This is a genomic window from Psychrobacter communis, from assembly GCF_014836505.1.
Classification (GTDB): domain Bacteria; phylum Pseudomonadota; class Gammaproteobacteria; order Pseudomonadales; family Moraxellaceae; genus Psychrobacter; species Psychrobacter faecalis.
Genome location: NZ_JACSQR010000036.1, coordinates 1 through 25737 on the forward strand (window position 1 = coordinate 1; position 25737 = coordinate 25737).

24 protein-coding genes and 2 riboswitches are annotated in these 25737 nt (G+C 43.9%); of the genes, 11 read left to right on the forward strand and 13 right to left on the reverse strand.

What is annotated here, in order from left to right; all coding sequences use genetic code 11:
- From H9653_RS10560 to H9653_RS10570, 3 genes are all read right to left on the reverse strand, one after another.
- Positions 1-801: IS982-like element ISPsma1 family transposase (locus H9653_RS10560; protein ID WP_191692338.1), on the reverse strand; the 801-nt coding region annotated here is incomplete at its 3' end.
- 132 nt (positions 802-933) lie between these two features.
- Positions 934-1692 carry a hypothetical protein gene (locus H9653_RS10565; protein ID WP_156508474.1) on the reverse strand — a complete coding sequence of 253 codons (759 nt, stop codon included), beginning with the start codon at positions 1690-1692 and terminating at the stop codon, positions 934-936.
- Between the two features lie 86 nt (positions 1693-1778).
- On the reverse strand, positions 1779-2231 hold the full coding sequence (locus H9653_RS10570) for a hypothetical protein (protein WP_191692339.1): 453 nt from the start codon (positions 2229-2231) through the stop codon (positions 1779-1781).
- A 146-nt stretch (positions 2232-2377) separates the two neighbouring features.
- On the opposite strand from H9653_RS10570, the gene H9653_RS10575 reads away from it, so the two are divergent.
- Positions 2378-2836 (forward strand): DIP1984 family protein, encoded by a 459-nt coding sequence (locus H9653_RS10575; protein ID WP_068404054.1) that lies wholly within the window; start codon positions 2378-2380, stop codon positions 2834-2836.
- A 56-nt stretch (positions 2837-2892) separates the two neighbouring features.
- On the opposite strand, the gene H9653_RS10580 is transcribed toward H9653_RS10575, so the two are convergent.
- Entirely contained in the window at positions 2893-3033 is a 141-nt protein-coding gene (locus H9653_RS10580) for a hypothetical protein (protein WP_191692340.1), read from the reverse strand.
- Positions 3034-3420: 387 nt separating this feature from the next.
- On the opposite strand from H9653_RS10580, the gene H9653_RS10585 reads away from it, so the two are divergent.
- Both H9653_RS10585 and H9653_RS10590 read left to right on the forward strand, forming a co-directional pair.
- The gene (locus tag H9653_RS10585) at positions 3421-5223 is read left to right on the forward strand and encodes an FMN-binding glutamate synthase family protein (RefSeq protein ID WP_068404095.1); all 1803 of its coding nucleotides are present in this window, start codon (positions 3421-3423) and stop codon (positions 5221-5223) included.
- Positions 5224-5279: 56 nt separating this feature from the next.
- Complete coding sequence (locus H9653_RS10590) at positions 5280-6122, forward strand: phosphodiester glycosidase family protein (protein ID WP_191692341.1); 843 nt, start codon at positions 5280-5282, stop codon at positions 6120-6122.
- A gap of 125 nt (positions 6123-6247) precedes the next feature.
- Here H9653_RS10590 and H9653_RS10595 read toward each other — a convergent pair whose 3' ends face one another.
- The 4 genes from H9653_RS10595 to H9653_RS10610 all read right to left on the reverse strand — a co-directional run bounded on the left by H9653_RS10595 (position 6248) and on the right by H9653_RS10610 (position 9862).
- Positions 6248-7471: a vWA domain-containing protein gene (locus H9653_RS10595; protein WP_068404058.1), complete on the reverse strand. Its 1224-nt coding sequence runs from the start codon at positions 7469-7471 to the stop codon at positions 6248-6250.
- Positions 7472-7552: 81 nt separating this feature from the next.
- Positions 7553-8416 carry an AAA family ATPase gene (locus H9653_RS10600; protein ID WP_068404060.1) on the reverse strand — a complete coding sequence of 288 codons (864 nt, stop codon included), beginning with the start codon at positions 8414-8416 and terminating at the stop codon, positions 7553-7555.
- Between the two features lie 256 nt (positions 8417-8672).
- Positions 8673-9290 carry a hypothetical protein gene (locus H9653_RS10605; protein ID WP_191692342.1) on the reverse strand — a complete coding sequence of 206 codons (618 nt, stop codon included), beginning with the start codon at positions 9288-9290 and terminating at the stop codon, positions 8673-8675.
- 251 nt (positions 9291-9541) lie between these two features.
- On the reverse strand, positions 9542-9862 hold the full coding sequence (locus H9653_RS10610) for a YcgL domain-containing protein (RefSeq protein WP_068404065.1): 321 nt from the start codon (positions 9860-9862) through the stop codon (positions 9542-9544).
- Positions 9863-10098: 236 nt separating this feature from the next.
- Positions 10099-10235: riboswitch (glycine riboswitch) on the forward strand.
- Between the two features lie 52 nt (positions 10236-10287).
- A riboswitch (glycine riboswitch) is annotated at positions 10288-10446 on the forward strand.
- A 182-nt stretch (positions 10447-10628) separates the two neighbouring features.
- Here H9653_RS10610 and gcvT point away from each other — a divergent pair.
- The 4 genes from gcvT to gcvP all read left to right on the forward strand — a co-directional run bounded on the left by gcvT (position 10629) and on the right by gcvP (position 16267).
- Positions 10629-11813 carry a glycine cleavage system aminomethyltransferase GcvT gene (gene gcvT, locus H9653_RS10615; protein WP_068404066.1) on the forward strand — a complete coding sequence of 395 codons (1185 nt, stop codon included), beginning with the start codon at positions 10629-10631 and terminating at the stop codon, positions 11811-11813.
- Positions 11814-11883: 70 nt separating this feature from the next.
- On the forward strand, positions 11884-12264 hold the full coding sequence (gene gcvH / locus H9653_RS10620) for a glycine cleavage system protein GcvH (RefSeq protein ID WP_068404068.1): 381 nt from the start codon (positions 11884-11886) through the stop codon (positions 12262-12264).
- Positions 12265-12518: 254 nt separating this feature from the next.
- Complete coding sequence (locus tag H9653_RS10625; RefSeq protein ID WP_191692343.1) at positions 12519-13277, forward strand: nitroreductase family protein; 759 nt, start codon at positions 12519-12521, stop codon at positions 13275-13277.
- 92 nt (positions 13278-13369) lie between these two features.
- On the forward strand, positions 13370-16267 hold the full coding sequence (gene gcvP, locus H9653_RS10630; RefSeq protein ID WP_191692344.1) for an aminomethyl-transferring glycine dehydrogenase: 2898 nt from the start codon (positions 13370-13372) through the stop codon (positions 16265-16267).
- 112 nt (positions 16268-16379) lie between these two features.
- On the opposite strand, the gene H9653_RS10635 is transcribed toward gcvP, so the two are convergent.
- Positions 16380-16772: a hypothetical protein gene (locus tag H9653_RS10635; protein WP_225211725.1), complete on the reverse strand. Its 393-nt coding sequence runs from the start codon at positions 16770-16772 to the stop codon at positions 16380-16382.
- 188 nt (positions 16773-16960) lie between these two features.
- On the opposite strand from H9653_RS10635, the gene H9653_RS10640 reads away from it, so the two are divergent.
- Positions 16961-17683 carry an esterase/lipase family protein gene (locus H9653_RS10640; protein ID WP_225211726.1) on the forward strand — a complete coding sequence of 241 codons (723 nt, stop codon included), beginning with the start codon at positions 16961-16963 and terminating at the stop codon, positions 17681-17683.
- A gap of 34 nt (positions 17684-17717) precedes the next feature.
- Here the strand turns inward: H9653_RS10640 and H9653_RS10645 are convergent, their stop codons facing one another.
- The 4 genes from H9653_RS10645 to H9653_RS10660 all read right to left on the reverse strand — a co-directional run bounded on the left by H9653_RS10645 (position 17718) and on the right by H9653_RS10660 (position 21543).
- Positions 17718-19046, reverse strand: coding sequence for a ribonuclease D (locus H9653_RS10645; protein WP_191692346.1), 1329 nt, complete (start codon positions 19044-19046; stop codon positions 17718-17720).
- 165 nt (positions 19047-19211) lie between these two features.
- On the reverse strand, positions 19212-19805 hold the full coding sequence (recR, locus tag H9653_RS10650) for a recombination mediator RecR (RefSeq protein ID WP_191692347.1): 594 nt from the start codon (positions 19803-19805) through the stop codon (positions 19212-19214).
- Between the two features lie 121 nt (positions 19806-19926).
- Entirely contained in the window at positions 19927-20256 is a 330-nt protein-coding gene (locus H9653_RS10655) for a YbaB/EbfC family nucleoid-associated protein (RefSeq protein ID WP_068404078.1), read from the reverse strand.
- 90 nt (positions 20257-20346) lie between these two features.
- On the reverse strand, positions 20347-21543 hold the full coding sequence (locus tag H9653_RS10660) for an O-succinylhomoserine sulfhydrylase (RefSeq protein WP_191692352.1): 1197 nt from the start codon (positions 21541-21543) through the stop codon (positions 20347-20349).
- 624 nt (positions 21544-22167) lie between these two features.
- On the opposite strand from H9653_RS10660, the gene H9653_RS10665 reads away from it, so the two are divergent.
- The 3 genes from H9653_RS10665 to H9653_RS10675 form a co-directional block, all read left to right on the forward strand.
- On the forward strand, positions 22168-23838 hold the full coding sequence (locus H9653_RS10665) for a phospholipase D family protein (protein ID WP_191692348.1): 1671 nt from the start codon (positions 22168-22170) through the stop codon (positions 23836-23838).
- A 91-nt stretch (positions 23839-23929) separates the two neighbouring features.
- Positions 23930-25231: an MFS transporter gene (locus tag H9653_RS10670; RefSeq protein ID WP_191692349.1), complete on the forward strand. Its 1302-nt coding sequence runs from the start codon at positions 23930-23932 to the stop codon at positions 25229-25231.
- Positions 25232-25393: 162 nt separating this feature from the next.
- A partial coding sequence (locus tag H9653_RS10675) for a transposase (RefSeq protein ID WP_450088454.1) occupies positions 25394-25737 on the forward strand: 344 nt, incomplete at its 3' end.

Genomic DNA, 25737 nt, shown 5'->3' on the forward strand with positions numbered 1-25737 from the left:
AATCTTACGAATCAATCGATGAGACAAATGCCATAAATCTCTTGCTCGTACCCTTTGTATATTAAATCGTTCTGATAGCTGACCAATGACTGTTTCAACGATACGGCGGGCTTTCATCAGCCGTCTTACCACAGGTTTGGGTCTATCTTCTTTCATATTAGCTCTGAGTGGCGTTTGTAAATCCACGCCTTGAGCGTCGTAGTACGATGTCAGACTAGGGCTGATATACCCTTTATCAGCGCCAAGCAGCCCATGAATATGAGTGGTGATTTCTGGGGCAACCGCTCTTTCATCAACATTGGCAGGAGCAAAGGTAAAGCCTTTAATCATGCCCGATAAGTTAACAAGCAAATGGCCTTCAAAGCCATAGTACCTCTCTTGCTTAGCGGCACAGTAGCTAAAAGCTGCTAAGTCTTGATAATTCTTATGCCGATAAGCGCGTCCATAATGACAGACGGGTACCCAAAAGCCATCCATAAAATGAATGTTGTCACGGCCTTCAATTTGACTGACTTTATCTTGTATCTGCTGTTTGACTTGCCACAGATTGGCGCAGTGCTTTGCGAAGTTAGGGTATGAGCCGATGGCTGGAAACCAGTCTTGCCAATGCTGGGTAAAGTATTGCCAAATTTGTTTGTCTTGATCTAGGTGTAAAAATTCACCGACCATCTCCATGCAAATAACCTCAGGATCACTTAGCTTTGGCGCGTAACCTGCACTTCGCAAGGGTTTGGTGACGACTATTTTGTAATATTGCTCTACCATTAAATAGATATTGATGATAAATTCGTCTATGGGCATCTCACAACTCCATTGTATTCTTGGTCGAAAACAATAGATTAGTGAGGTGCTCTTCTTTTTTCAATCACTTTCGAAGTTGAGAGTGGGGTTAATACAATTAAAATACTATAGATCTATCATTTAATAACTAATTCAATTTAGATCGATCACATCATAAACATTGTAAGTCGTTTGAGCGATAGGTTTTAAATCTGAATCAAACTGATAAAAGCGCACATCGTAACTACCTACTTGCCAACCATCAGTCGGGACAAAGCTTACCCAATTATGATCACTACTTGCTGAGATGTTTTTCTTTTCAAACAAGAGAACTTGTCCCGTTTGGTTATTTATCCATTTGACGAAGACGTATTTATCAGCAGGTACCTGACCACGGGTACCAAGATGCGCGTATATTTTCGCAAACTTAGTGACTTGGTTGGTATCGGCACTTACTTCTGGCATAAAGTAATCAAAACTTACTTTAGCAGTGCCAACTAGTTTTTGATTATCGTTTGGGTTATAAAGCTCTTCAATAGCACGTTCTGCAAATCGTCTTTTATCCTGAATAACATCAATTGAATCAACTGTCATAAATTTATTTATATATTGTTCAAGCGCATAATCAGGCATATTGTTTATAATTGCTTTGGCTTGCTCCTCAGAGTAATCATTAAGAATGATTTTACTACTATCGCTCTTATTAATTATTTTCTGCGGTAATGTACCAATATCCATATCATTCTGATCGCCATAATTATCAGCTAACTGACTAAATTGCGTTTCTTGATATATTGCTTTATTAGTAAATGCAGTATCCATTTGTTGCTTACTCATCGCAATATATGTGACAAAGACACCGAACAAAAATGAGAACAGAATAGTAGAAAATGTAAAGACGGTATTTTTCATAGAAACAATTACTTAAGCGCAAATGATAAGTATAAAAAAGGCACAACAGAATGGTTGTACCTTTTTATGAGCTACAAACTGACAGATTAACGACAACTAAATTTGTAGCCATTTAAAGTAATGCCACCGCCAGCTTTGATATTGTCACCTATACTAGCTCCACCACTAGCTGAACAATTTAAATTATATCTTTTGCCTTGGCTATTATTGAAGCTAGAAATAGGAATTAAACAAGCGCTACCCTTTTTACCATATACATTGACACCTTCTGTTTCACAAGGATTGGTAACAGAAGGATCAATAGGATTTGCTGGGTTGGCATTGGTAGCAATTAGCTTACAGTTAGCGGTGCAGGTTTTGTCATCGTCGCATAAACTATAAGCTTCTCTAGTAGAGCAGGTATACCTGTTACCACTTACCAAGGTCTTATTACCAATAAAACCCTGATTACTTGCATCTGACGAGCTATCACTATCACCGCCACAGGCTGATAAAAACAGTGCAGAACAAATGACAAATGAACTAAAAATATTTTTCAATTTACATTCCTTATAAAAAGTATAGGGCTAGAATTATGTTGATTATACTTCTAAACTTTTTCAAATTGAACTTCATTATGAAATTAATTTTTGATATCAATAATAAGTAAGAGTTAAAAACCTATAATAAATAAGAGAGAATAACCATGAAACTCGCCGAAGCCCTCCTCATCCGTAGCGATATGCAAAAAAAGCTCGCCCAAATTAAAGGGCGTATTCGTAGCAATGTCAAAGTCCAAGAAGGCGACGCGCCAAACGAAGACCCAAATGCGCTGATGATTGAAGCCAGTCAAGTCATTACTGAATTATCGGCTTTGATTGAACGTATTCACCGAACTAACGCTGTCGCTCAGACCAATGAAGGTCAATCGATGCTGACACTATTGATCGAACGTGATACCTTAGAGATGCGTCATAAGTTATTGATTGAGGCCATTGAAGCCACTGATACCGAGGTTGACCGTTATAGCCCTCGCGAGATTAAATGGCATATTATGGTTTCGGTTGCCGGTTTACAAAGACAAGCCGACGACATCGCGATGAAGCTGCGCAAAATTAATATCGTCATTCAAGCCAATAACTGGCAAATTGACCTTGTAGAATAAGTATTTTTAAACCATTGATATGAGAATTTTTTGTCCGTTTTATTTATTTAACAATACTATTCGATAATAAACGGATAGACTGCCCCTTTGGAACCGACTGGGCGAGTGTCAGACCCCAAACCGCCACAGCAGGGGGTTGAAAACATACTGTAGTGGCTGCTACGCGTTGCGGGCAGACGCTTTTTTTTACCATTCATGCCCTGCACCCGTCACAACTCACAAGGCACTATTTAGACCTTACTACCAGGCACTGACAGTCGGTTTCAATCTTATTTTTAATGCTTTTCGTTATTGCCATTGAGTGCCTTTTCCTTATCTTCGACGCCAAATCATCAGCAGAAAATCATTTGAAATAATCAATCAGAGCCGATTACGTCTAAAAACTGTTATTTTGAGCGCAAAATTAGCACTCTGTTACCCAATTAAACCGTCGCAGTGATATCATATGTGTATGATGTACGCGATAAATTTAAGCATTTAATCTATTCTTAATAACCATGTTTATGACATGGTTATTTTGTTATGGATACTTTGTTTTTTATCATCGCGTTTTTATTATTTACGTAACACTGTTGAGTATCGTTATGCCCCAATCTCGTACCAATCTAAACCCAAAACCCAAACAGGATTCTCCTTATTTAGTTGGCGTCATGTTGCGCTATAGTACTTTTGCCGCCGCGACCCTGCTGTTTATAGCAGGGCTGTTATTGATGAATTGGTGGCTGATTATTCTTGGCGGATTGGGTGTGGGTTTGGGGATTTATGATGTCATACAGGCAAAGCATGCCATCTTAAGAAACTATCCAGTCGCTGGGCATATTCGCTATGTACTTGAGGATTTTCGCCCTGAGATTCGTCAGTATTTATTAGAAAATGATAAAGAACAAGTGCCGTTTTCACGCCAGCAGCGCGCACTGGTGTATCAACGAGCCAAAAACGTCAGTGATACCAATGCTTTTGGTACGCTTGATAATTTATACGCACACGGTAAAGAATGGTTTTTACAATCAGCGGTCAGCCAACCGCTAGAAAATAAAGACTTTCGTATTATCGTTGGCGGTGAGCGCTGTCAACAGCCGTATGATATGTCGGTATTTAATATCTCAGCGATGAGCTTTGGAAGTTTATCGGCCAATGCCATTATGGCGCTTAATCAAGGCGCTAAATTGGGCGGCTTTACCCATGATACCGGTGAAGGCGCGATCAGCCCTTATCATCGTAAGTTTGGTGGCGATTTAATCTGGGAGCTGGGCACCGGTTATTTTGGCTGCCGTGATGAGCTTGGCAATTTTGACCCGCAGTCCTTTGCCGAACAGGCAACCGATCCGCAAGTAAAAATGATTGAGATTAAACTCTCGCAAGGTGCAAAACCAGGTCAAGGTGGCGTACTGCCAGCAGAAAAAATCACGCAAGAGATTGCGGATACGCGCCGCGTGCCGATGGGTAAAGACTGCGTGTCGCCCTCTTCGCACAGTGCTTTTAGCACGCCGCGTGAGTTGGTGACTTTTTGGCAGCAGCTACGTGATTTATCAGGCGGTAAACCGGTCGGTTTTAAGCTGTGTGTCGGTCAGCCGTGGCAGTTTATGGCGATTGTAAAAGCTATGATAGAGATGGACAATTACCCTGACTTTATCATCATTGACGGCGCTGAAGGCGGTACAGGTGCAGCGCCCGTTGAATTTATGGACAACGTCGGTATGCCAATGGTTGAAGGCTTTATGTTAGTGCATAATACTTTGGTTGGTGCGGGTATTCGCGATAAGATTAAGCTTGGCGTTAGTGGTAAAATCGTCTCAGGCTTTGATATTGCGCGTATGATTGCGCTAGGCGCTGACTGGTGTAACTCGGCGCGCGGCTTTATGTTTGCCGTTGGTTGTATCCAATCGCGCTCTTGCCATACCAATACTTGCCCGACTGGCGTTGCTACCCAAGACCCCTATCGCCAAAAAGCCCTTGATGTACCAAGTAAAGCTGAACGCGTGGCAAGTTTTCATAAAAATACGCTAAAATCACTTGCCAGTATCGTTGGTGCGGTTGGTCTTCAGCATCCAAGCCAATTGCAGCCGTATCATATCGCCCGCCGTTTAGACGATGGTCAAATTAAGCTGTTATCGAAGTTCTTTTACTTTGCCGACCAAGGCGCCCTGCTTGAGCAAAATGCTCGCGCCGACGTCTTTAACCAAATGTGGGTGATGGCAAATCCTGATAGCTTCCTTGCCAATAACGATGCGCTGATTGCTTATAACAAAGACTCGCGTGATAAAGGTAAAGAAACCAATGCCCCAACTACCCAGCACCCAGATGATTCAGTAGATCTCATCGACGGTGGTCTGTTAATTGGTAACGTCAATAATACTTTCCGCGAAATTCCGCCATTAGACGATTAAGGATTATGGCGGTTTTTAGACCATCTAACGTTATCCTATAAAAAGATAAGTCATCGATGCCAAGTTCTATATTTAGGTTCCCTTACTCATTGTTGGCGGCAGCGCTGGTTGCATTAAGCATCAGCGCTTGCCAGCCAGCAGAAGATAATAACCATGACGCGATAAGTAGTGATGGCAAAAATTGGTCATGTCAGGCGCAAAACACGCCCTTTGCCTATAGCGTTTGCCGTGTTGATGCAAAGGCACTGACCGACACGCGTTATTCATTACAGCTATTTTGGCAACAGAGCGATAGCAATGCTGATAACAACCAGCCGCTACTGACTTTTGATGCTTTACTAGCGGCGCTGCCCTCTAACCAAACCCTCAACTTTGCCATGAATGCTGGCATGTATAATGAAAATTATGCGCCGATTGGCTATACGGTTATCAAAGGTAAAGAGCTGCGCGCATTAAATATCAAAGAAGGCGGCGGCAACTTTCATCTGTTGCCCAACGGCGTCATGTGGTGGGATAAATCTGGCAAAGTACAGATTACCGAAAGTAAAACGCTAGATGAACAGCTCAAAAGTGGTAAAGCACAACCTTGGTATGCGACGCAATCGGGTCCTATGTTAGTCATCAATAATGAGATTCACCCGCAGTTTAAGTCTGACAGCACCTCGCTTAAGCTACGTAATGGCGCCGGTGTTTGCAGTGATGGCAGCATACAATTTGTCAATAGCGAGGCGCCGGTGAGCTTTTATCAATTTGCGGCGTTGTTTAAAGATGAATTAAACTGCCCAAATGCCTTATTTTTAGATGGCGGTATCGCTTCGGCACTCTACGCACCGAGCATTGATAAGCATGATAAAAAAGAGATGGGCGTGATGATTGGGCTCATAGAAACGAAAAATTAGAAACATAAAATTAGAAACAAAGAGTTAAAAAAATTAGAAATAAAAAAATGCCGCTATATTTTATAACGGCTATTTTTATGAGTGTTTCAATAAACAATAAAACAAATAATTCTTACAAGTATCGACTAGCGCGCCAAATAATTAGTCATCTCTTCCACCCCATGCAAGGTCATCGGATACATTTTATTATCAAAGATTTTTTTAATCTCAACGATGGTTTGGGTGTAATTCCAATACGCAGGATTTTCAGGATTGAGCCAAGCGACTTTATCAAAATGCGCCAGTACCCGTTTTAGCCAGACGATGCCCGCCTCATTATTCATAAATTCGACGCTACCGCCGACCGTCATCAGCTCATATGGCGACATCGACGCATCGCCGACAAATATCACCCGATACTCACGACCATACGTATTAAGCAGCTCATAAGTCGGCATCGGCGCGCTGTGGCGACGATTATTGTCTTTCCAAACATAATCATATAAGCAGTTATGAAAGTAAAAAAACTCTAAGGTTTTAAACTCGTTTTTAGCCGCAGAAAACAGCTTTTCCAATGCTTCGACGTGAACATCCATACTGCCACCAACATCAAATAGCATCAGCACTTTGACGCGGTTGCGGCGCTCAGCTTGCATATGAATATCGAGCACACCTTTTTTGGCGGTGCGCTTAATGGTTTCGTGAATATCTAGCTCATCGGCGCTGCCGGTACGGGCAAACTGGCGCAAGTTACGCAGTGCCATCTGAATTTGGCGCGTGCCAAGCTGATTGTCATCATCGAGATTGCGATATTTACGCTGCTCCCACACTTTGGCAGCGCTGCGTTTACGTGACTCGCCGCCGACGCGCACGCCTTCTGGATGGTCGCCATAGGCACCAAACGGTGACGTACCGCCAGTGCCGACCCATTTACTGCCACCTTGATGACGCTCTTTTTGCTCTTTAAGACGTTCTTCAAGCGCTTTCATCAACTCCTCTAGCGAGCCGTATTTTTTCAGCAAGCGCCGCTGCTCTTCGGTCAGATTTTTTGGATCAAGCTTTAAATCTAGCCATTCTTTTGGAATATCCGTCAACTTTGCGAGCAGCTCATCCATATCAAGACTATCGACGCCCTCAAAATAATCTGCCATAGCACGGTCAAATTTATCAAAGTGACGCTCGTCTTTGACCATACAAAGCCGAATCAGTCGATACATATCCTCGCGACTGGCAAAAGTAGATAGCTCTGGGTTTTCAGGATGCGGCTGCATCATCAGCCCTTGATCTAAGGCCGCGTTTAGGTCAAGCAGCTCACGCGTACTGACCGGCACGCCGTAGGTACGCAGGGTATAGAACAATTTGATAAACATAAAAGTCGCATCACTTATTGGCTGATAGAGTTACGAGTTGGATTGCTTCATTAGCGTCAATTATGACAAACGAGCTATCGCTTAACGACGCATCATATTGGCAAAACGCTGCAATAAACTCACATCGGCTTCGTTTTTCAGCAGCGCGCCATATAGCGGCGGAATAGACTTTTCCCCGCGCAAGTTTTCTTCCAGCTCGTTTTGTGCCATATCATCAGCGAGCAATAACGTTAACCAATCGACCAATTCTGAGGTTGATGGTGGTTTTTTAAGCCCTTGAATATTACGCAGCTTATAAAAAATATCGAGCGCATCATTGACGAGTTTTTCTTGGATATTGGGGAAATGCACCTCAATGATTTGGCGCATGGTATCTTCTTCTGGGAAGTCGATATAATGGAAGAAACAGCGGCGCAAAAACGCATCTGGCAGCTCTTTTTCATTATTTGAGGTGATGATAACCACCGGACGCTGCTCGGCAGTGATGGTCTCGCCCGTTTCATAAACGTAAAAAGACATTTTATCGAGCTCATGCAGTAAGTCGTTTGGAAACTCGATATCGGCTTTATCAATCTCATCAATCAATAACACACTGCGCTCATTACTGGTAAAGGCCTCCCACAATTTACCGGGCTTGATATAGTTGCCAATCTCATAAACCTTATCATCACCCAACTGCGAATCACGTAGGCGCGATACGGCATCGTACTCATACAGCCCCTGCTCAGCTTTGGTGGTCGATTTGATATGCCATGTAATCAGCGGCATCCCTAAACTCTCCGCCACTTCTTCAGCCAGTAAAGTTTTACCCGTGCCCGGCTCGCCTTTAATCAGTAACGGCTTTTGTAGCGTCATCGCCGCATTAACGGCAAGCTGCAAATCATCAGTGGCAATATAGCTTTGCGTACCGGTAAAGCTTTTTTTCGTTTTATCAGTCGTGCTCATAATACATTCTCAATTATTAGAAACAGTTATTAAAATCAGTTATTGTTATCTGTTAAATATAGTAGAAAGCTTAGAGGAAATCGTTAGCAGATACCTAATCATTTAGATTAGCACAGTGCCATTAATTGCCAAAATACTCATGCGTTCGTAGTTATTATTGATTCATTGTAAAGCTTATAAATGAGTATAAAAAAAGACACGCAGGGTGTCTTTTAGTGTAAAAATCTCTAGCAAAAAGCTTTATTATTCATATCTATTATTTGCGGTCTTTTTTTAGGCTAACCTCAGCTTTAGGCTTACTTAATTCAGTCTTAGCCAATCCAGATTTAGACGACAATGCTGAATGATCAAACGACTCTGATAAACGAGCTTCGTCTGCCAAATAATTACCAGTGGTCAATTGAGCGGTCGCTTGCGCATCGTCTGCCGTACGGCTGCGGGCTTTATCCAAGCTAGATTCAAACGCGCCGCGAATCAGTTGCCAAACAAAACCCACAAACAAGCCTACTACCAGTACGACCAAAATCGGTAGCATATTGGTAATCGCGCCAGCCGTATCTTTCATCATAATCGCATAAACAACGCTGATACTCGCCGGCGCAATCACGCTAGGGTCACCAAGCGCCGTACCAGGCGCGAGCAAGACCGCAAACAATATCATCCAACTCATACCACCAAGCGGGCGCGGCAAAATACGAGCAACCAACAACCAGAGTATCAAAACGATAATCACGCCGCCAAGATACGCATACATAGGTAAGTCTGCGGGCGGCACATCTTTGACCAGTTGCCCCCACCAAATCGTAATCTCACCGAGGATATCACTGATAGCGCCTATCGGTAAGCTGTCTATAATGCCTTTTAACCAATCCATGCGTGTTTCTTTACCTGCGTTTATTACCTGCGGCGCGTAAGGCGTCAAGCGGTATAGGGTAAGTTTTGTCAGACTAACAGTGCGACAAAATACATAATCATCAACTGCACTTAATTATGCGTGTCTAATGGCGATTAGTTTATCACGACTTACTAGCAAAATGCATAAGCGCAAATATTTCGTCGCTTTTTTGATGCATTTAAGCGAAGTTTCTTAATTTTAAAAAAAGTCTCTTAATTTTAAAACCTCTATTAATCGTAGATATTGTCCTGCGCTTCACGAGCGCGTAGCTCAGCTTGACGGCGCATGACATCTTGCGGCGGCAACTGCACAAAATACCCTTGCGACTTTAGTTTTGCCAATACTTCTTCTTTGTCAACGCGCGACAATTTTGGCGTGCTCGCCAAGTCTAAATGCATGACAAACTGACTACGTCCTAAACTTGCCCGAAACTCTTTTGGCAGTACACCAAGCCAGTCTTTAATCTCATCGGTATCATCAGGATAATCAGGGCGAGCAATGTAAACATACATATCGTCGTGTTTGGGAAATTTATAAATATCGCAATGCATAAAAACAACCTATCAGAAACTATCGCCATAGATTAGCATATTTGCACTCACTTTCAGTAGTCGCTTTACGTTTTGCTATGGTAAATCACTGTAAAGTCCGCTTATTTAGTGACCTTTTACACATGCTATTTATTCATAAGTTTGTCAGCTCTGCTGCTAAAAAGTTGTTTTTAACAACATTATCGACTTTAATGCGGCAGATGGCTTGTAAAAACAGCCTGAACCTTTCATAATAAAAGCGTTTTTCAGGAGAGAGTCTTGGGCATGATATTAAGTGAGCTTATATTTACGAGCTGCGCTAATCACTGCTTGATGACCACCGAAGGCGCATACACCCTGCCAATCGCTCAGGTAAAAGGACTGAAAAACATATGTCACAACTGTTTTATTGCTATCGCAACTGCATAGCATTCCAAAACATAAGGCATAACAAATCTGGAGAGCGGTAAGGACGGACGACGCCTTACCCACCGAAGGGGAGAAAATGCGACATCACTTGCTTGGACTTTTTAAGGCTTTTGCTTTAAAAAATCACCATGATGGTTCGTGTTGAAAATCTCAGGTTACAGGACAGATAGGGCTTTTGCTTAAACCGACGTTTGGCGTCTGTTTGGCTAATTGTTCTATTTTTTTGTACGACCCTTGGTTGCACTGCTTGCGCCCTGCAAGATTGCTACTCACTACTATGATAATGCACATCTGCCCTGCTACTTTGATATTTTATACCTGATTATCAAGTGCTGCTGATGTTCCATAAGGATTTGTTATGACCGACACTCACAATACCAGTTCTCAAAATACCAGCACTTCCGCCCCTAAACGCACGCCCCTTTACCAGTCGCACCTTGATAGTGACGGCAAACTGGTGGATTTCTCTGGTTGGGAATTACCAATCCATTATGGTTCACAAATCGAAGAACACGAAGCCGTGCGTACCGACGCCGGGATGTTCGATGTCTCGCATATGGTCGTTGTTGATGTTAAAGGCTCGGATGCCAAAGCATGGTTGCAAAAGCTCCTTGCCAATGATGTCGATAAATTAAAAACCGTTGGTAAAGCACTTTATTCTCCGATGCTCAATGAGCAAGGCGGTATCATTGACGATTTAATCGTTTATCTGATGAATGAAGACGCGAGCGAATATCGTATCGTGTCAAATGCGGCTACCCGTGATAAAGACATGGCACAATTTGAAAAAGTTGCCGAAGGTTTTGAGGTTGCTTTAACGGAACGTGATGACTTGGCTATGCTCGCTATCCAAGGACCGAATGCCGTTGCAAAGCTGGCAGAAGTCAAACCAAGTTGGGCAGATACATTGGCTGCCCTTAAGCCTTTCGTTGGTGCTGATTTAACCGATATCGAAGGCAAAGATTGGTTTGTGGCGCGTACTGGCTATACAGGCGAAGACGGCGTTGAAGTGATCATGCATGGCGATGATGCACCAGCATTTTTTGAGCAATTAAAAGCCAATGGCGTCAAACCTGCTGGTCTTGGCGCGCGTGATACCTTGCGTATGGAAGCGGGCATGAACCTTTATGGTCATGATATGGACGACAATGTTAGCCCTTACGAGTGCAACATGGGCTGGACACTGGCGCTAAAAGACGAGCGCGACTTTATCGGCCGTGAAGCCTTAGTAAATAAGCGTCAACAAGCAAAAGATGACAACAGTGCCATGAAGCAAGTCGGTTTATTATTGACGACACGCGGCGTCTTACGTGAGGGCATGACCGTGACCATCAATCAAGGCACGGATAATGAACAGACTGGCCTGATTACCAGTGGCACTTTCTCCCCTAGCCTAAAAAATTCGATTGCTATTGCCCGTGTCCCTGCTAGCTTATCAGATGACGATAGCGTGCAGGTCGATTTGCGCGGCAAGGGTAAATTCGTCGACGTCCGCGTTGTCAAGCTGCCCTTTGTGCGTAACGGCAAGCAGCAATTTGACTGATATCCCTGATACCTTTTATTATGAGCGTCCCTTTTTTATTAACCATTCTCTATCATTTAGGAGAGAGACCATGAGCAATATCCCAGCAGAACTAAAATACATCGCCAGCCACGAATGGCTGCGCCTAGAAGACGACGGTACGATTACGGTTGGTATCACTGACCATGCTCAAGACTTACTCGGTGACGTGGTGTTTGTTGAATTGCCAGACGTGGGTGACATCATCGCGGTTGACGACGAAATCTCTGTGGTTGAGTCTGTAAAAGCGGCCTCTGACGTTTACGCGCCTATCTCAGGCGAAGTGGTTGCCATCAATGAAGCATTAGAAGATGATCCAGAAATCATCAACTCTGACCCATACGGCGAAGGATGGTTCTTTAAAATGAAGCCTGACAATATCGCTGACTACGAAGCTTTGCTAAGTGCTGATGAGTACGAAAACGAGCTGTAATAGTAAGCTAATAAGCACTAATTAATTAAGCTATCGCTATTTTTAATATTAAAAACACAACTTGTTATGACAGATATTGGCGTCAGCTGGTATCTGTGCGCTTTTTTCCTAACCTGCTTAGCGCTCAATTTAGCATTTGCAATCGCCCGCTCATTTTTGGGCCGTACTCATTTAGCAAAGAATATTAACCACGCACCTCAAGTATCTCGACACACAAACCTGGCCACGCACTCAATCCCAGCATGGATTTTCATATGACCCCTGATACTAATAAGCAAACCATTATTGCTACGCCTGATCATACCCCGCAGCTACAAGCGTTTCGCGATGTGGTTGAATCACGCCGATCTGTCCGACGTTTTACCGACACCAAGATACCTGATGACGTTTTAGCAGATTGCTTACGTTTGGCCATGCTCGCGCCGAACTCGAGCAATCTACAGCCGTGGGAATTTTATGTGGTTGATGATGCGGATAAACGCAAACGTGCGGTAAAAAACTGCATGAATCAAAACGCGGCGAAAACCTCAGCGCGCTTGATTGCGGTCGTTGCGCGTACCGATGTTTGGCACGATCACGCTAAGCAAATATTGCGTGAATATCCGGATACGGCAGTGCCAAAAAAGGTCAAAGACTACTACAACAAAGTTGTGACCATGGATTTCTTACGCGGACCGGTCAACGTTATATCAGCGGCTAAATGGGGTGCAACGCAAGTAGTCAGACGGGTAAAAGGTCCGATTAAATCGCCTTATTATACCTTTGAAGACACCAAAAACTGGGCCACCAACAATACTGCTCTTGCAGCCGAAAACCTCATGCTTGCTTTACGCGCGCACGGCTTTGATAGCTGTCCGATGGGCGGCTTTGATGAGCCTGCGATGAAACGCTTATTAAATTTAAGCGACGATCACCATATCATTATGATGATTGGTGCCGGTGAGCGCGCTGATAATGGCATTTATAACAGCCAGTTCCGCTTTGACCAAACTCAATTTGTCCATTACGTCTAAAACCGTAAACCGTTATTAATTATTAATTATTAATTATTAATTATTCGTTATTTTAGCCTTCTCCTTTATCATCCCTTTTACCAAGGACTGTTATGACTATCTCGCAAAACCCAACGTTTGATACCTTTCAAGGTTTATTCAACGAAGCTGAATTTGTCTATCGTCATTTAGGCTCAAATGAAGCCAAACAAGCCGACCTATTAAATGCCGTTGGCTATCAAGATATGGAAAGCTTTATCAATGATACCGTGCCTGAGCCAGTGCGCCTGCATAAAGAGCTAGATTTGCCTGTGGCGATGAGTGAGCATGCCGCGCTTGCTAAACTACGTACCATGGCAGACGATATCACGGTTAATAAGAGCTATATCGGTCAAGGTTACTCGCCTGTGCGCATGCCAGCAGTTATTCAGCGCAACGTCCTTGAAAATCCAGGCTGGTACACTGCTTATACCCCTTATCAAGCTGAAATCGCCCAAGGTCGCCTAGAAGCATTGCTTAACTTCCAGCAAGTTTGTATTGATTTAACAGGTTTGGAGATGGCTGGCGCGTCATTACTTGACGAAGCAACGGCTGCGGCAGAAGCGATGGCGATGTCGAAGCGCGTGAGTAAAAGTAAATCGAACCAGTTTTTTGTGGATGAGCGTATCTATCCGCAAACCTTAGATGTCATCAATACTCGTGCCAAATATTTCGGTTGGGAAGTGGTGGTTGGTGATTTTGAACTGGCTAAATCAGGTGATTATTTCGGTGCTATTTTCCAATACGTCGGTGTTGAAGGCGATGTGAAAGACTTAACCGATGTTATCGCGGCGGTGAAGAAAAACAAAACCTACGTCAGCGTTATCAGCGACATCATGAGCTTGGTGCTATTAAAATCACCAGCCGATATGGGCGCAGACGTAGCACTCGGTAGCACCCAGCGTTTTGGTATTCCAATGGGCTTTGGTGGTCCACACGCCGCCTACTTTGCCTTCTCTGATAAGGCTAAGCGTTCAGCACCTGGCCGTATCATTGGTGTCTCTAAAGACTCACAAGGCAATACTGCCTTACGTATGGCACTGCAAACCCGCGAGCAGCATATCCGCCGTGAAAAAGCCAACTCAAACATCTGTACCTCGCAAGTATTACTTGCCAATCTAGCCGGCATGTATGCCGTGTATCATGGTCCAAATGGCGTCAAGCGTATTGCCACTCGTATCCATGCGTTTGCGACTGCCTTTGCTGATGTTATTAAAGGTGCTAACGACAGCAATCTAAACGTCGTACACGATCAATTCTTTGATAGTGTCGTCGTTGATTGTGGTTCAGAAAAAATGGCAACGCAGATTTTTGAAAACGCCGACAATACTGGCTACAACTTATGGCGTCTTGGCGACACCAAATTAAGTGTTGCCTTTAGTGAGACTAGCGATGCGCAAGATTTTAATGTCTTAACACAATTATTTGTCAGTAAAGCTCATGACTTGCCAACAGAAGCTCGCGTGTCACTCGATAGCGCCCACTTGCGCAGCGACGATATCTTGACCCATCCAGTCTTTAACACCCATCATACTGAACATGAAATGCTGCGCTACTTAAAGTCGCTTGAAGACAAAGATTTGGCGATGAACCGTAGCATGATTTCACTTGGTAGCTGTACCATGAAATTAAACGCGACCAGTGAGATGCTACCGATTACCTGGCCTGAATTTGCCAATGTGCATCCATTTGCACCGCGCGATCAAGTCACCGGCTACATTGCAATGATTGATAGCTTACAAGAGCAATTAAAAGCCATCACAGGTTTTGATGAAGTGTCTATGCAGCCAAACTCTGGCGCTTCAGGCGAATACGCCGGTCTATTAGCAATCCGTCGTTACCATGAGTCATTGGGCGAAACGGACCGTGATGTTTGCTTGATTCCAATGTCAGCGCACGGTACCAACCCTGCTACCGCCATGATGATGGGCATGCAAGTCGTCGTGGTAAAAACTGACGATAACGGTAACGTAGACATCGATGACCTGACCGCTAAATGTGAAGAGCATAGTGCGCGTTTAGGTGCCTTGATGATTACTTATCCATCGACGCACGGTGTGTTTGAAGAGGGTATCCGTCATATTTGTGATTTGATTCATCAACATGGCGGCCAAGTCTATATGGATGGCGCCAATATGAATGCACAGGTCGGCATGATGCAGCCTGCTGATGTCGGTGCAGACGTACTGCATATGAACTTGCACAAAACCTTCTGTATCCCACATGGCGGCGGCGGTCCTGGCATGGGCCCTATCGGCATGAAAGCACACTTAGCACCATACATGGCCAACCATACGTTGAGCCCTGTGCATAACGCGCAAAATGATTGCTCAGCCGTATCAGCAGCGCCTTATGGTTCAGCGAGTATCTTACCTATCTCATGGATGTATATTGCCATGATGGGACGCGATGGTCTGCTAAAAGCCACTGAGCTTGCACTATTAAATGCCAACTATGTTGCCAGCCAGCTGAAAGACCACTACCCTGTTCTTTATACGGGTAAAAATGGCCGCGTCGCTCACGAATGTATCATCGATATTCGTCCATTGAAGGAAGAAACTGGCATCAGTGAAAGCGATATTGCTAAGCGCTTGATGGATTATGGTTTCCACTCACCAACGATGAGTTTCCCAGTAGCGGGCACCTTGATGATTGAGCCCACTGAGTCTGAATCAAAAGAAGAGTTAGATCGTTTTATCAGTGCGCTACAATCTATCAAAGCTGAAGCGATGAAAGCCAAAGCTGGCGAAGAGGGTTGGACGTTAGAAAACAACCCATTGGTCAATGCGCCACATACCGCGGCGATGATTACCAGCAACGAATGGTCGCATCCGTACAGCCGTGATACCGCTGCATTCCCACTGCCTTACATCCGCACCCATAAGTTCTGGCCGAGTGTGGCACGTGTCGATGACGCTTATGGTGATAAGAACCTCATGTGCTCTTGCCCAAGTATCGAAAACTATATGTAGTTTTCAAACAAGTATGAATAGTTGATATAAAAATAAACCTCCAAGTCAGCAGCTGATTTGGAGGTTTTTATTTTGCCTATACATTGTCAACGTTTTTCGCTTTTGCTTAGGCCTAACCACCCAACCAACCTTTATCTAAACCACATTCTATCCAGCTCACTTTTACCTGATCTGTAATGTTAGCATTAGGATAAGTAAATGCCCCGCCACCAAGATAAAGCTCATCGCCAATCTTATATGGTTTTCCTTCAAACAGTAGAATCTCTTTATCTGCATCCCACGAAAATGAAGTATCCGCTAATACCAATAAATATGTATTGTCTTTCGTCGTTAGCTCTTTACTATCTCTAGTCAAAGCAAGACAGTTATTAACAACTGTTAAATATCCAGATACCATAGCTGTAAACCGACCGTTATATTTAGTTGGTGACCAAGTAGCAATTTGCAGAGGTGACTCAACTACTAACGGTTGGCTCACTATTGGTACGCTTGCCAGAACAGACACAGGTTTTTCTAACTCTTGACTAACGCATCCTGATAGCGATAGAACCGCGAATATAAAGGAAAAACACCCTAGATAATTTGACAACCTTTACCCCTAAAGAGTTAATATAAAAGAACCTGTCTGCCCGTTTATTTTAGTAAACAAGCGTCGATGATAGATCTTATGATATTACTGATTTGGACATTTCTATGCAACAAAAAGATATGCAACAAAAAGCTTCGAGACAAAAAAACCGCGTTATCCTAATTCACGGTCTGCATCAAACCGCTCGGATTATGCGACCATTGGCCAAACGCTTACAAGTAGCAGGATTTGACACCCACCAATATGGCTATCGTAGTATGCGTAATGGCATCAAAACCAATAGTGCCCGATTAAATGAGTGGCTAGAAAACAACCATCATACTGACGAGCCAATCGATTTAGTCGGTCATAGTTTGGGTGGTTTGATTATTCGTGATTTCGTTAATGAATATCCACAATGGCAAATTGGGCGTTGCGTAACGCTTGGGACACCGCATTTAGGGAGTGTTTGTGCAGATTATATTTGGCGCTTGACGCCAGCTGTGGTGGGGCGTTCGTACGTCGATGCGCTAGATGGCTCGGTCGCGCCCTTACCGGAGCATATTACCTTAGGCGTGATTGCCGGTAATCGTCCTTATGGCTTAGGGCAGTTATTTTTGCAGTATCATAATCGCAAACTTTGTAAGACAAATAATATGCCATCAGCAGAACATCTACTACACGATGGCACAGTATATATAGAAGAAACCAAAATAGAGGCAGCCACTGATCATATTGTCTTGCCCGTCTCGCATACTGGCATGCTGGTCGATAAAACAGTGGCCGCACAAACCAAGTATTTTTTACAACATGGACAGTTTGACCATAGCGAACTTAAGCATTTATGAATGCTAAGTACTTATAAAAGCTAATTTTTATCACTTAGCGAACATTGACACCCATACCCTGTTGCAATTCGGTTTTGTGCTCTTCAATCACCGGAATCAAGGTTTGCATCACCCACTCATTGCGCCAGCCTTGTAAACCTTCTGGTAGTTCGCTTAAATCTTTATCAAAAGCAATCACTTCATAGAGCTGCGCGAGCCATTTTTTACGCATCAAGACATTAGCAGGCACACCGATTTTTTCTGCTTGCGCATCGATTGCTTGTTGCACAGCTTTTGATAAGACTTTGTTTTTTGAACGATACGGTGGTAATAGACAGTCCGGATGCTCAGCAGGATGCAGGTTTTTGGCTTCTTTAATCACCTTTAGCAACTCTTCACCATAGAGGCGCAGCATGCTACGGTGCATCGTGGTTTTGTGCGCAAGCTCGCGCATACTGCTTGGCTTTTCGGTGATAATCTCGCGTACTGCTTGTTTTTTTATCACAAAGGTACGCGGCTGATTGGTCGCGCGTGCTAGCTCCTCGCGCCATGTTGCCACTGCTTGCAATATCACCATTTGCTCAGAGGTATAACGATAATCTGCCATCGTTAGATACATCTCATCGTCGGCCACATGCTGCGCGTCATATAAGTCACTGGCATACAGCTGGCAATCCGCCCATACATACTCAAACAGACCTTGTTTTTTTAGCTCATATTCAAGGCTTAGATAAAGCGCTGGCAAAAAACGCACGTCATCTATCGCATACTGCTCTTGCTCATCTGATAGCGGACGCTGTAGCCAGTCTGATTGGCTTTGTTCTTTATCGATATGCATATCTAACTGCTCATCAAGCGCCTGCTGATAGCCCATTTGCAATTGGCCGGTTAAATATGACAGGGCAATTTGCGTATCAAAAATATTGGTCAATGGCGGACAACCAGACAATAGATAAAAAATCCCCAAATCCTCACCGCAGGCATGCCAAATCGCCACGTCTACTTTAGCCAACGCCTGCCATAGTTCGGCCAATTGCAATTGCGGCGCATCTAGTAAATACACATGATTGCCAGTATTTAACTGCACCAGTGCCAAGCGTGGATAATAGGTATCGCGCTTGATAAATTCTGTATCCAGTGCCACCCGCCCGCAAGTTGCCAAAGCATCGATAACTTCAGCCAAATCCTCTTGCTGACGTATCCAAGTAACAGCGGCGTCATCGGCAGCATCTAACAAGGCATCGATATCAGGCTCGGGTGGCACATCTGTGGGCGCTACCTCGTTATTGACTGATGGTTTTGATAACTCATTATCAGTAGCCGTATTATCTAAGCGGTTTGATTGGTTAGAAGTAGTTGAAGCTGTTGAAACATGGTTTGACACGGGCAGATACCTGCTGAAATAGAAGAAAATAAAACGCTAAACCGCGCCTTAATAAAAGTGAATATCAAAACCATTATAACAATATCACAAAATAAAATGGACAAGACTTGAGTTTTATAGAGAATTTATAAAATAACCATATTTATAAAACACCCATAAAGAATACTATAAGAAAGAGCGATTTTGCATGGCTTGGCCAAGGGTCATACTATCAAGGTACTCAAGCTCGCCGCCCATCGGTACGCCTTGCGCCAAGCGAGTGATTTTATTGACATGACGACTGACTGCTTCACTGATAAAGTGCGCGGTCGTTTGACCCTCAACAGTCGTACCCGTCGCCAATATCAGCTCTTCAACCGGCTCTTGCTTAACCCGCCAGACCAGTTGATCGATATTTAGATCATCGGCACTGATACCGTCTATGGGCGATAAATGCCCGCCCAACACAAAATAACGCCCACGATAGCCTGCTGTTTGCTCGATAGCCATCACATCGGCGGCAGTTTCAACCACGCATAGCAAGCCATCATCACGCCTTGGATCTTGGCATAATGGACAAACTGCCTCGTCGCTAAAACTATGGCAGCGCTGGCATTCGACAATATCCCTCATCGCTTCATCAAGCGCTTGAGCGAGCGCCATGCCTTGGGGGCGCTTTTTGGTAAGCAAATGCAATGCCATACGTTGGGCGCTTTTTTGACCCACACCCGGCAAAATACGTAGCTGTTTGACCAGCTGATCAAATTTGGCTGTCAGCAAAGTAACTTCCTTTATTTAACTTAATTTATAAATCGTAGCTATAAAAATGGGGTCGTATCGTGTCGATAACAACCCCATTTTTGTGTTCAATCAGCAGTTTTTAGCGCTTATAATCCGCTATTTAGAACAGACCTTGCATACCTGGTGGCAAACCCATACCTGATGTTGCGCCAGCCATGGTTTCTTCATACAGCTCATCCGCTTGACGCACCGCATCATTGATGGCAGCAGCGATTAAGTCTTCAATCATATCTGGCTCATCTTCCAATAAGCTTGGATCAATGGTCAAACGCTTAACGACGTGGCGACCGGTCATAGTAACTTTAACCAGACCACTGCCCGCTTCGGCTTGAACTTCTTTATTGGCCAATTCTTTTTTAGCGTTTTCAACGTTTGCTTCGACTTTCTTTTGCATCGTTTGTGCTTGTTGCATCAATGCTTGAATATTCATAGTTACCTCTTTTATTTTGTCTTAATGCGTATAATTATAAAGCGTTATTCATCACTAAATCTGATGTTAATGGCGATTATACCTTTATCTTTACAAACTGTCTAAACCACGCGCCAAATCTTTGATGATATCTTCCACATCTTCTAAGCCTACCGACAGACGGATGAGACTATCATTAACGCCTGCTTCTGCGCGCGCCTCAGGCGTCAAGCGAAAATGGGTAGTGGTCGCGGGATGGGTAATGGTGGTTTTGGCATCGCCCAAATTATTGGTGATAGAAACCATTTGCGTTGAGTCAATCACATGCCAAGCAGCGGCTTTTGAATCAGTACCCTTTGAATTAGGGCTAGTCGACGATTTAACTTCGAAGCCCATGATAGCGCCATAACCATCTTTCATATGATGTTGGCGCGTTGCCAATTCATGAGCGGGATGGTCGCTTAATCCTGAAAAGTGCACGGTGCTGACGTTGGGATGATTGACCAAAAAGTCTGCTATTTGATTGGCATTTTGACAATGCGCTTGCATACGCAATTTAAGCGTCTCAAGCCCTTTGGTAAAGACCCATGCGTTAAATGGGCTCATACTGATACCGCCTGAACGCACCACGGTAAACGCCTCTTGCATTAGCTTATCGCTACCGACTAAAGCGCCGCCTAATACCCGACCTTGACCGTCTAAATATTTGGTCGCAGAGTGAATGACCACATCTGCGCCCAAATCTAACGGTCGTTGCAAGGCTGGTGTGGCAAAGCAGTTATCAACGACCAATAAGATATCGTTGGCTTTACACAGCTGGCTTAAATAACCAATATCACAAATTTGCGCAAGTGGATTGCTCGGACTTTCGCAATAAATCACCTTGGTATTTGGCTGCACAGCCTGTGCCCAAGCATCATTATCAAAGCAATCGACATAGCTGACTTCAACGCCAAACTTTGCCATATAGTTATTAAATAAACCAATCGATGAGCCAAATAATTGATTGGCAGCGAGCAAGTGATCGCCTGCTTTAAGATACGCCAAACACATGGTCAAAATCGCGCCCATACCTGAGGCTGTCGCCACCGCGCGCTCGCCGTTTTCGAGCGCTGCCAAACGCCGCTCAAAGGTGCGCACGCTAGGATTGGTATGGCGAGAATAGACGTTGCCCGTTTTGCTACCATTGAAATGCGCGGCAGCGTCCGCCGCTGTTTCATAGACATAAGAGCTGGTGGTAAAAATAGCTTCTGAGTGCTCGCCCTCGTCGGTACGATGCTGCCCTGCTCGTACGGCGATGGTTTGCATGCCATAATTAAGATCTAAATTGAGCGCGTCATCGCGCCAGTTTGCATCTAATTTGCTTGCTTGTGATTTGTTTGCATCCAATTTATTTGCATTGCTATCATCGTGCGCTTGCGACTGACTCATAAATTTTCCATTGCCCAAGTTATTAGTAAACATTCCGCTTATTTTTGATTATAAACACTCTTTATTCGCGTTATCATAGCATGGCAACTTATTCCAAACAGCTGGTTTCAAAGCCATGCTAAATATTATTTTTGCATAGCGGCTAGTCGTTATTTATCATTAAACCCTTGTGACTGAACAGCTCGCATTAAATATTTGAGCCAAAATAGCTTGCTGCATTTCTAATGACACATTGCAAGCGCAAACGGTGACTGTGCGATATGTAAATCACGGCCGAATAAATCGCCGCAACCGAAAAAAATAACGTATTTGCAATAGGCATAGATAGCGTCAGCTGTTAAGCTTAGCGGCGCTGCGAATATTGCTTTGAGCAATAGGATTTTTGAACAATATAATTATACGCGCCATACTCAGTGCTACCATCGGTAAAAACAGCCCATAAATCAAGCCCATTTTTAACCCGTGCTTTATTCAATTCAGGTCCACTAAGGTCACTCATTTATGTCGATGTTCAGTATAGAACCAAGTAACTTATCGTTGAGCTTAACTCTCGGCCTTACCTTAGGTCTTAGTGGATGTCAGAGTTTGCCAAAGCAGCCGCATTTGCCTGAAAGCCAAGCTTTATCCGCGCGTATCGACGCTTTATATCAACAAGAGGGTCGCGAGCAAAATAGCAAGCAAAAAGACGGCCAACAAAACAGCCCAAATACCAATGCAAAAACGGATAGCACTGACTTAGTCGCCGCTATCAGTGAACAAAACGAGATTCACCCTGATTTATCGGGCTATCATCCGATTGTGACAGGTGCCAACGCCTTTGCTTCACGCAGTATTTTGACCAGCATGGCCACGCGTAATATCGATGCCCAATATTATATCTGGCACGATGATCAAGCCGGACAGCTGATGCTAAAGGACTTATGGGACGCGGCCGAGCGCGGCGTCATCGTTCGTTTGTTATTAGATGATTTTAATAATAGCGCCAAATTTGATCAGCATTTATTACGTTTTGCCAGCCACCCAAATATCGCCGTACGTATTATCAACCCATTGATGTACCGCAAATTTCAAACCTTAAACTTCGTGACAGGTCTACCGCGCATTAATCGGCGCATGCACAATAAAAGCATGACCTTTGATAAGCAAATCACCATCATTGGCGGGCGTAATATTGGTGACGAATACCTAAGCAATGACAAAAACAGCCAATTTGCCGATTTAGACGTTTTGCTCATCGGCAAAGTAGTCGCTGACATTGACAATAGCTTTGCCAGTTACTGGTCAGCGCCCATTTCATTTGATATCCAAACCCTTGCCACTCTTAATAAAGGTGAAACTACGGATTTTTTGGAAGGTTTGGACAAACTCAGAGCTGATGAAAAAAACAACAGTAAGAGCAGCTTAGACGTCTATAAAACGGCTATCGAAGATTCCTCTATTGATAGTGACTTAATCAATAAGCGCGTGCCCTTTCGCTGGACTGACATGCAGTTTTTAAGCGATGACGTCGGCAAATTGACCAAAACTGTCCCAGCCGATACCAATCTGGTGCATCAGCTGCGTACCTTATTGGGCAGTCCGACCAAACGTCTGACGATTATTTCATCTTATTTTGTCCCGACCAAAGATGGGGTCAATACGCTGGTCGAGCTGGCAGAAGCGGGAATTGATATCAAGATTTTGACCAACTCTTTTGATGCCACCGATGTGACCGCGGTGCACTCTGGCTACAGTCAATGGCGCCCAAGCTTATTGCGAGCTGGGGTAAAAATCTACGAGCTAAAATCAACCGCTTCTGAAGAAAAACGCGAAAACAAGCTTTGGAAGGCGCGCAGTCAATCGTCTACCAGCCTGCATGCCAAGACTTTTGCCGTTGACGACTACCAAGTATTTATCGGCTCATATAACGTCGATCCGCGCTCCGCCAACATCAATACCGAGATGGGCGTGATTATCAATGACGAGGAGCTGGCAAAACAATTGCATAGTGCGCTCAGCGATGAATTATTGGGTCAAGCCTATGAAGTTAAGTTGTTAGAAAATGGCAGCTTGCAATGGCACACCGTAGAAGCGGGTGAAAAGGTCGTTTACGATTCAGAGCCGCGCGTCGATATTAGTGATCATGTTTGGCTGGCCATCATGTCATGGCTACCGATTGATTGGTTGTTATAGATAGCCAATACTTTTATCGCACGACTGTTATTTCATACGCTTTATTTACCCATTTTAATAAACCCCTCTTTAAGTGGATGCGTGATCTATTATGCCTTCTCGTTCTCAATATGCTCTGATGTCTTCTAAAGATAGAAATGCCGTACTGTTTATTTGTTTTAGTAGCGCAGTCGCGTTTTTTGATTTTTTGATTTATTTATATCTTGCCGATATCATCGCCACTGCCTTTTTTCCTGCTAATACCAGCGCGGCAATGGCAAAAATACAAGGGCTTGGGCTGTTTGCGATTGGGTATTTGGCACGCCCGTTTGGCGGGGTTATCTTTGGGCGCTTTGGTGATATCAGTGGACGAAAACCGATATTATTAATGAGTATTTTGGTGACCGCTGCAAGCTTGTTGGCGATGGCCTGCTTGCCAACCTATGCGCAATGGGGTATGGCTGCGCCTGCTTTATTCATTATTTTACGCCTAATACAAGGGATGGCGTTTGGGCTTTTTGTGCCGCTGGCTTGGGTTTTTGTGTCAGAGCATGTACCGCGCCAATATTTGTCAGTCGCCTGTAGTTATGTGACGGCAAGCTTTTTTGTCGGTGTACTATTTTCCAACGCCTTTTTTCTTTGGCTAACCAACTCCATGACCACAGAGCAACTGGCCGCTTATGGCTGGCGGGTACCATTTTTTATGGCGGCCATCCTAAGCGTGCTGCCTTTATTGGCATGGCGCTGGATAGATGAATCGCCATTTTTTATCGCCATGAAAGCCGCAAAGCCGCGTGATTATATTGCCAAACCCTTTATCCTGCTCTTTAAGCATTGTAAGCATTCTATCTTTATCGGCTTGCTACTCACCTTTATCATAGCCAGTATCACCACCGTTATCATTCTACTCCTACCCGATTTAATTGAGCTGCGTTTTACCTTGGATAATGATTTATTTGGCTTTTCACACAGTTTAGGCATCGTATTTATGATTTTCGGCTGTGTGTTTTACGGGATCATATCCAACCATCAAAACTTTGGTAAAGTATTGGCCATTGGTTCTATCTTATTGATTGCGCAGATGTTTGCATTCTTTTATCATCTACAAGCAAGTGGCGACTACATTCTTATCATGTATGCGCTGTTAGGGTTTTGTGCGGGTATTGTGGGCATGGTTCCAGCCATTTTAGTACAATTATTTCCCACCAACGTGCGCCTGACAGGTATGGCACTTTGTTATAATGTTGCTTATGGGATTGTCGGAGTATTGGTGCCTTTTGGGCTTGGTTACGCCACTTTATATATCAGCTTTTCGCCTGCGCTATACATTGCCTTTGTAGGCTTTATCGGCATTATCATGGGCATTTATTTTTATAATTTGCCTGAATTCAAAAAAATTGATGAAGTGATTTAGAGAATAATTACTGAGTTTTTCCCTATTTTTGCTTTGTTATTGATTTTCCTATTATTTAACTCCTAGATTCAAATAAGAAGTGCAACGTTTTAAAAGAATGAGTTGAAGAGTAAGATGTGCCGTGTTGCATTTCAAACTTCAACTCCTACATATCAGAACGTTATGAAACACTATACACATCTTACCCAAGAGCAAAGATATCAAATATCAGCACTATTGCAAGCTAAAAAAGGCATGAGTGAAATAGCTAGAATTATCGGCTGTCATAAATCAACGGTGAGTCGGGAGATAAGGCGAAACCTGGGACAAAGGGGTTATCGTCCCAAACAAGCCCATCGTTTGGCAAAAGCGCGCAAAGTTAAGAATAGCACACAGATTAGTCGCTTTGGCTGGTGCTATATTGAGCATCTACTCAGCAAGCACTACTCACCTGAACAGATAACAGGGCGACTGAGGATGCTGGGTTGGCAAGATGTCCCAAGCCATGAATCGATATACCAACACAT

Excerpts from the sequence above, each read along its gene's own strand:
- H9653_RS10565 (WP_156508474.1), bottom strand. The coding sequence starts at position 1,692 with ATGAAAAATACCGTCTTTACATTTTCTACTATTCTGTTCTCATTTTTG.
- H9653_RS10575 (WP_068404054.1), top strand. The coding sequence starts at position 2,378 with ATGAAACTCGCCGAAGCCCTCCTCATCCGTAGCGATATGCAAAAAAAG.
- H9653_RS10580 (WP_191692340.1), bottom strand. The coding sequence starts at position 3,033 with ATGAATGGTAAAAAAAAGCGTCTGCCCGCAACGCGTAGCAGCCACTAC.
- H9653_RS10585 (WP_068404095.1), top strand. The coding sequence starts at position 3,421 with ATGCCCCAATCTCGTACCAATCTAAACCCAAAACCCAAACAGGATTCT.
- H9653_RS10590 (WP_191692341.1), top strand. The coding sequence starts at position 5,280 with ATGCCAAGTTCTATATTTAGGTTCCCTTACTCATTGTTGGCGGCAGCG.
- H9653_RS10595 (WP_068404058.1), bottom strand. The coding sequence starts at position 7,471 with ATGTTTATCAAATTGTTCTATACCCTGCGTACCTACGGCGTGCCGGTC.
- H9653_RS10600 (WP_068404060.1), bottom strand. The coding sequence starts at position 8,416 with ATGAGCACGACTGATAAAACGAAAAAAAGCTTTACCGGTACGCAAAGC.
- H9653_RS10605 (WP_191692342.1), bottom strand. The coding sequence starts at position 9,290 with ATGGATTGGTTAAAAGGCATTATAGACAGCTTACCGATAGGCGCTATC.
- H9653_RS10610 (WP_068404065.1), bottom strand. The coding sequence starts at position 9,862 with ATGCATTGCGATATTTATAAATTTCCCAAACACGACGATATGTATGTT.
- gcvT (WP_068404066.1), top strand. The coding sequence starts at position 10,629 with ATGACCGACACTCACAATACCAGTTCTCAAAATACCAGCACTTCCGCC.
- gcvH (WP_068404068.1), top strand. The coding sequence starts at position 11,884 with ATGAGCAATATCCCAGCAGAACTAAAATACATCGCCAGCCACGAATGG.
- H9653_RS10625 (WP_191692343.1), top strand. The coding sequence starts at position 12,519 with ATGACCCCTGATACTAATAAGCAAACCATTATTGCTACGCCTGATCAT.
- gcvP (WP_191692344.1), top strand. The coding sequence starts at position 13,370 with ATGACTATCTCGCAAAACCCAACGTTTGATACCTTTCAAGGTTTATTC.
- H9653_RS10640 (WP_225211726.1), top strand. The coding sequence starts at position 16,961 with ATGCAACAAAAAGATATGCAACAAAAAGCTTCGAGACAAAAAAACCGC.
- H9653_RS10655 (WP_068404078.1), bottom strand. The coding sequence starts at position 20,256 with ATGAATATTCAAGCATTGATGCAACAAGCACAAACGATGCAAAAGAAA.
- H9653_RS10660 (WP_191692352.1), bottom strand. The coding sequence starts at position 21,543 with ATGCAAACCATCGCCGTACGAGCAGGGCAGCATCGTACCGACGAGGGC.
- H9653_RS10665 (WP_191692348.1), top strand. The coding sequence starts at position 22,168 with ATGTCGATGTTCAGTATAGAACCAAGTAACTTATCGTTGAGCTTAACT.
- H9653_RS10670 (WP_191692349.1), top strand. The coding sequence starts at position 23,930 with ATGCCTTCTCGTTCTCAATATGCTCTGATGTCTTCTAAAGATAGAAAT.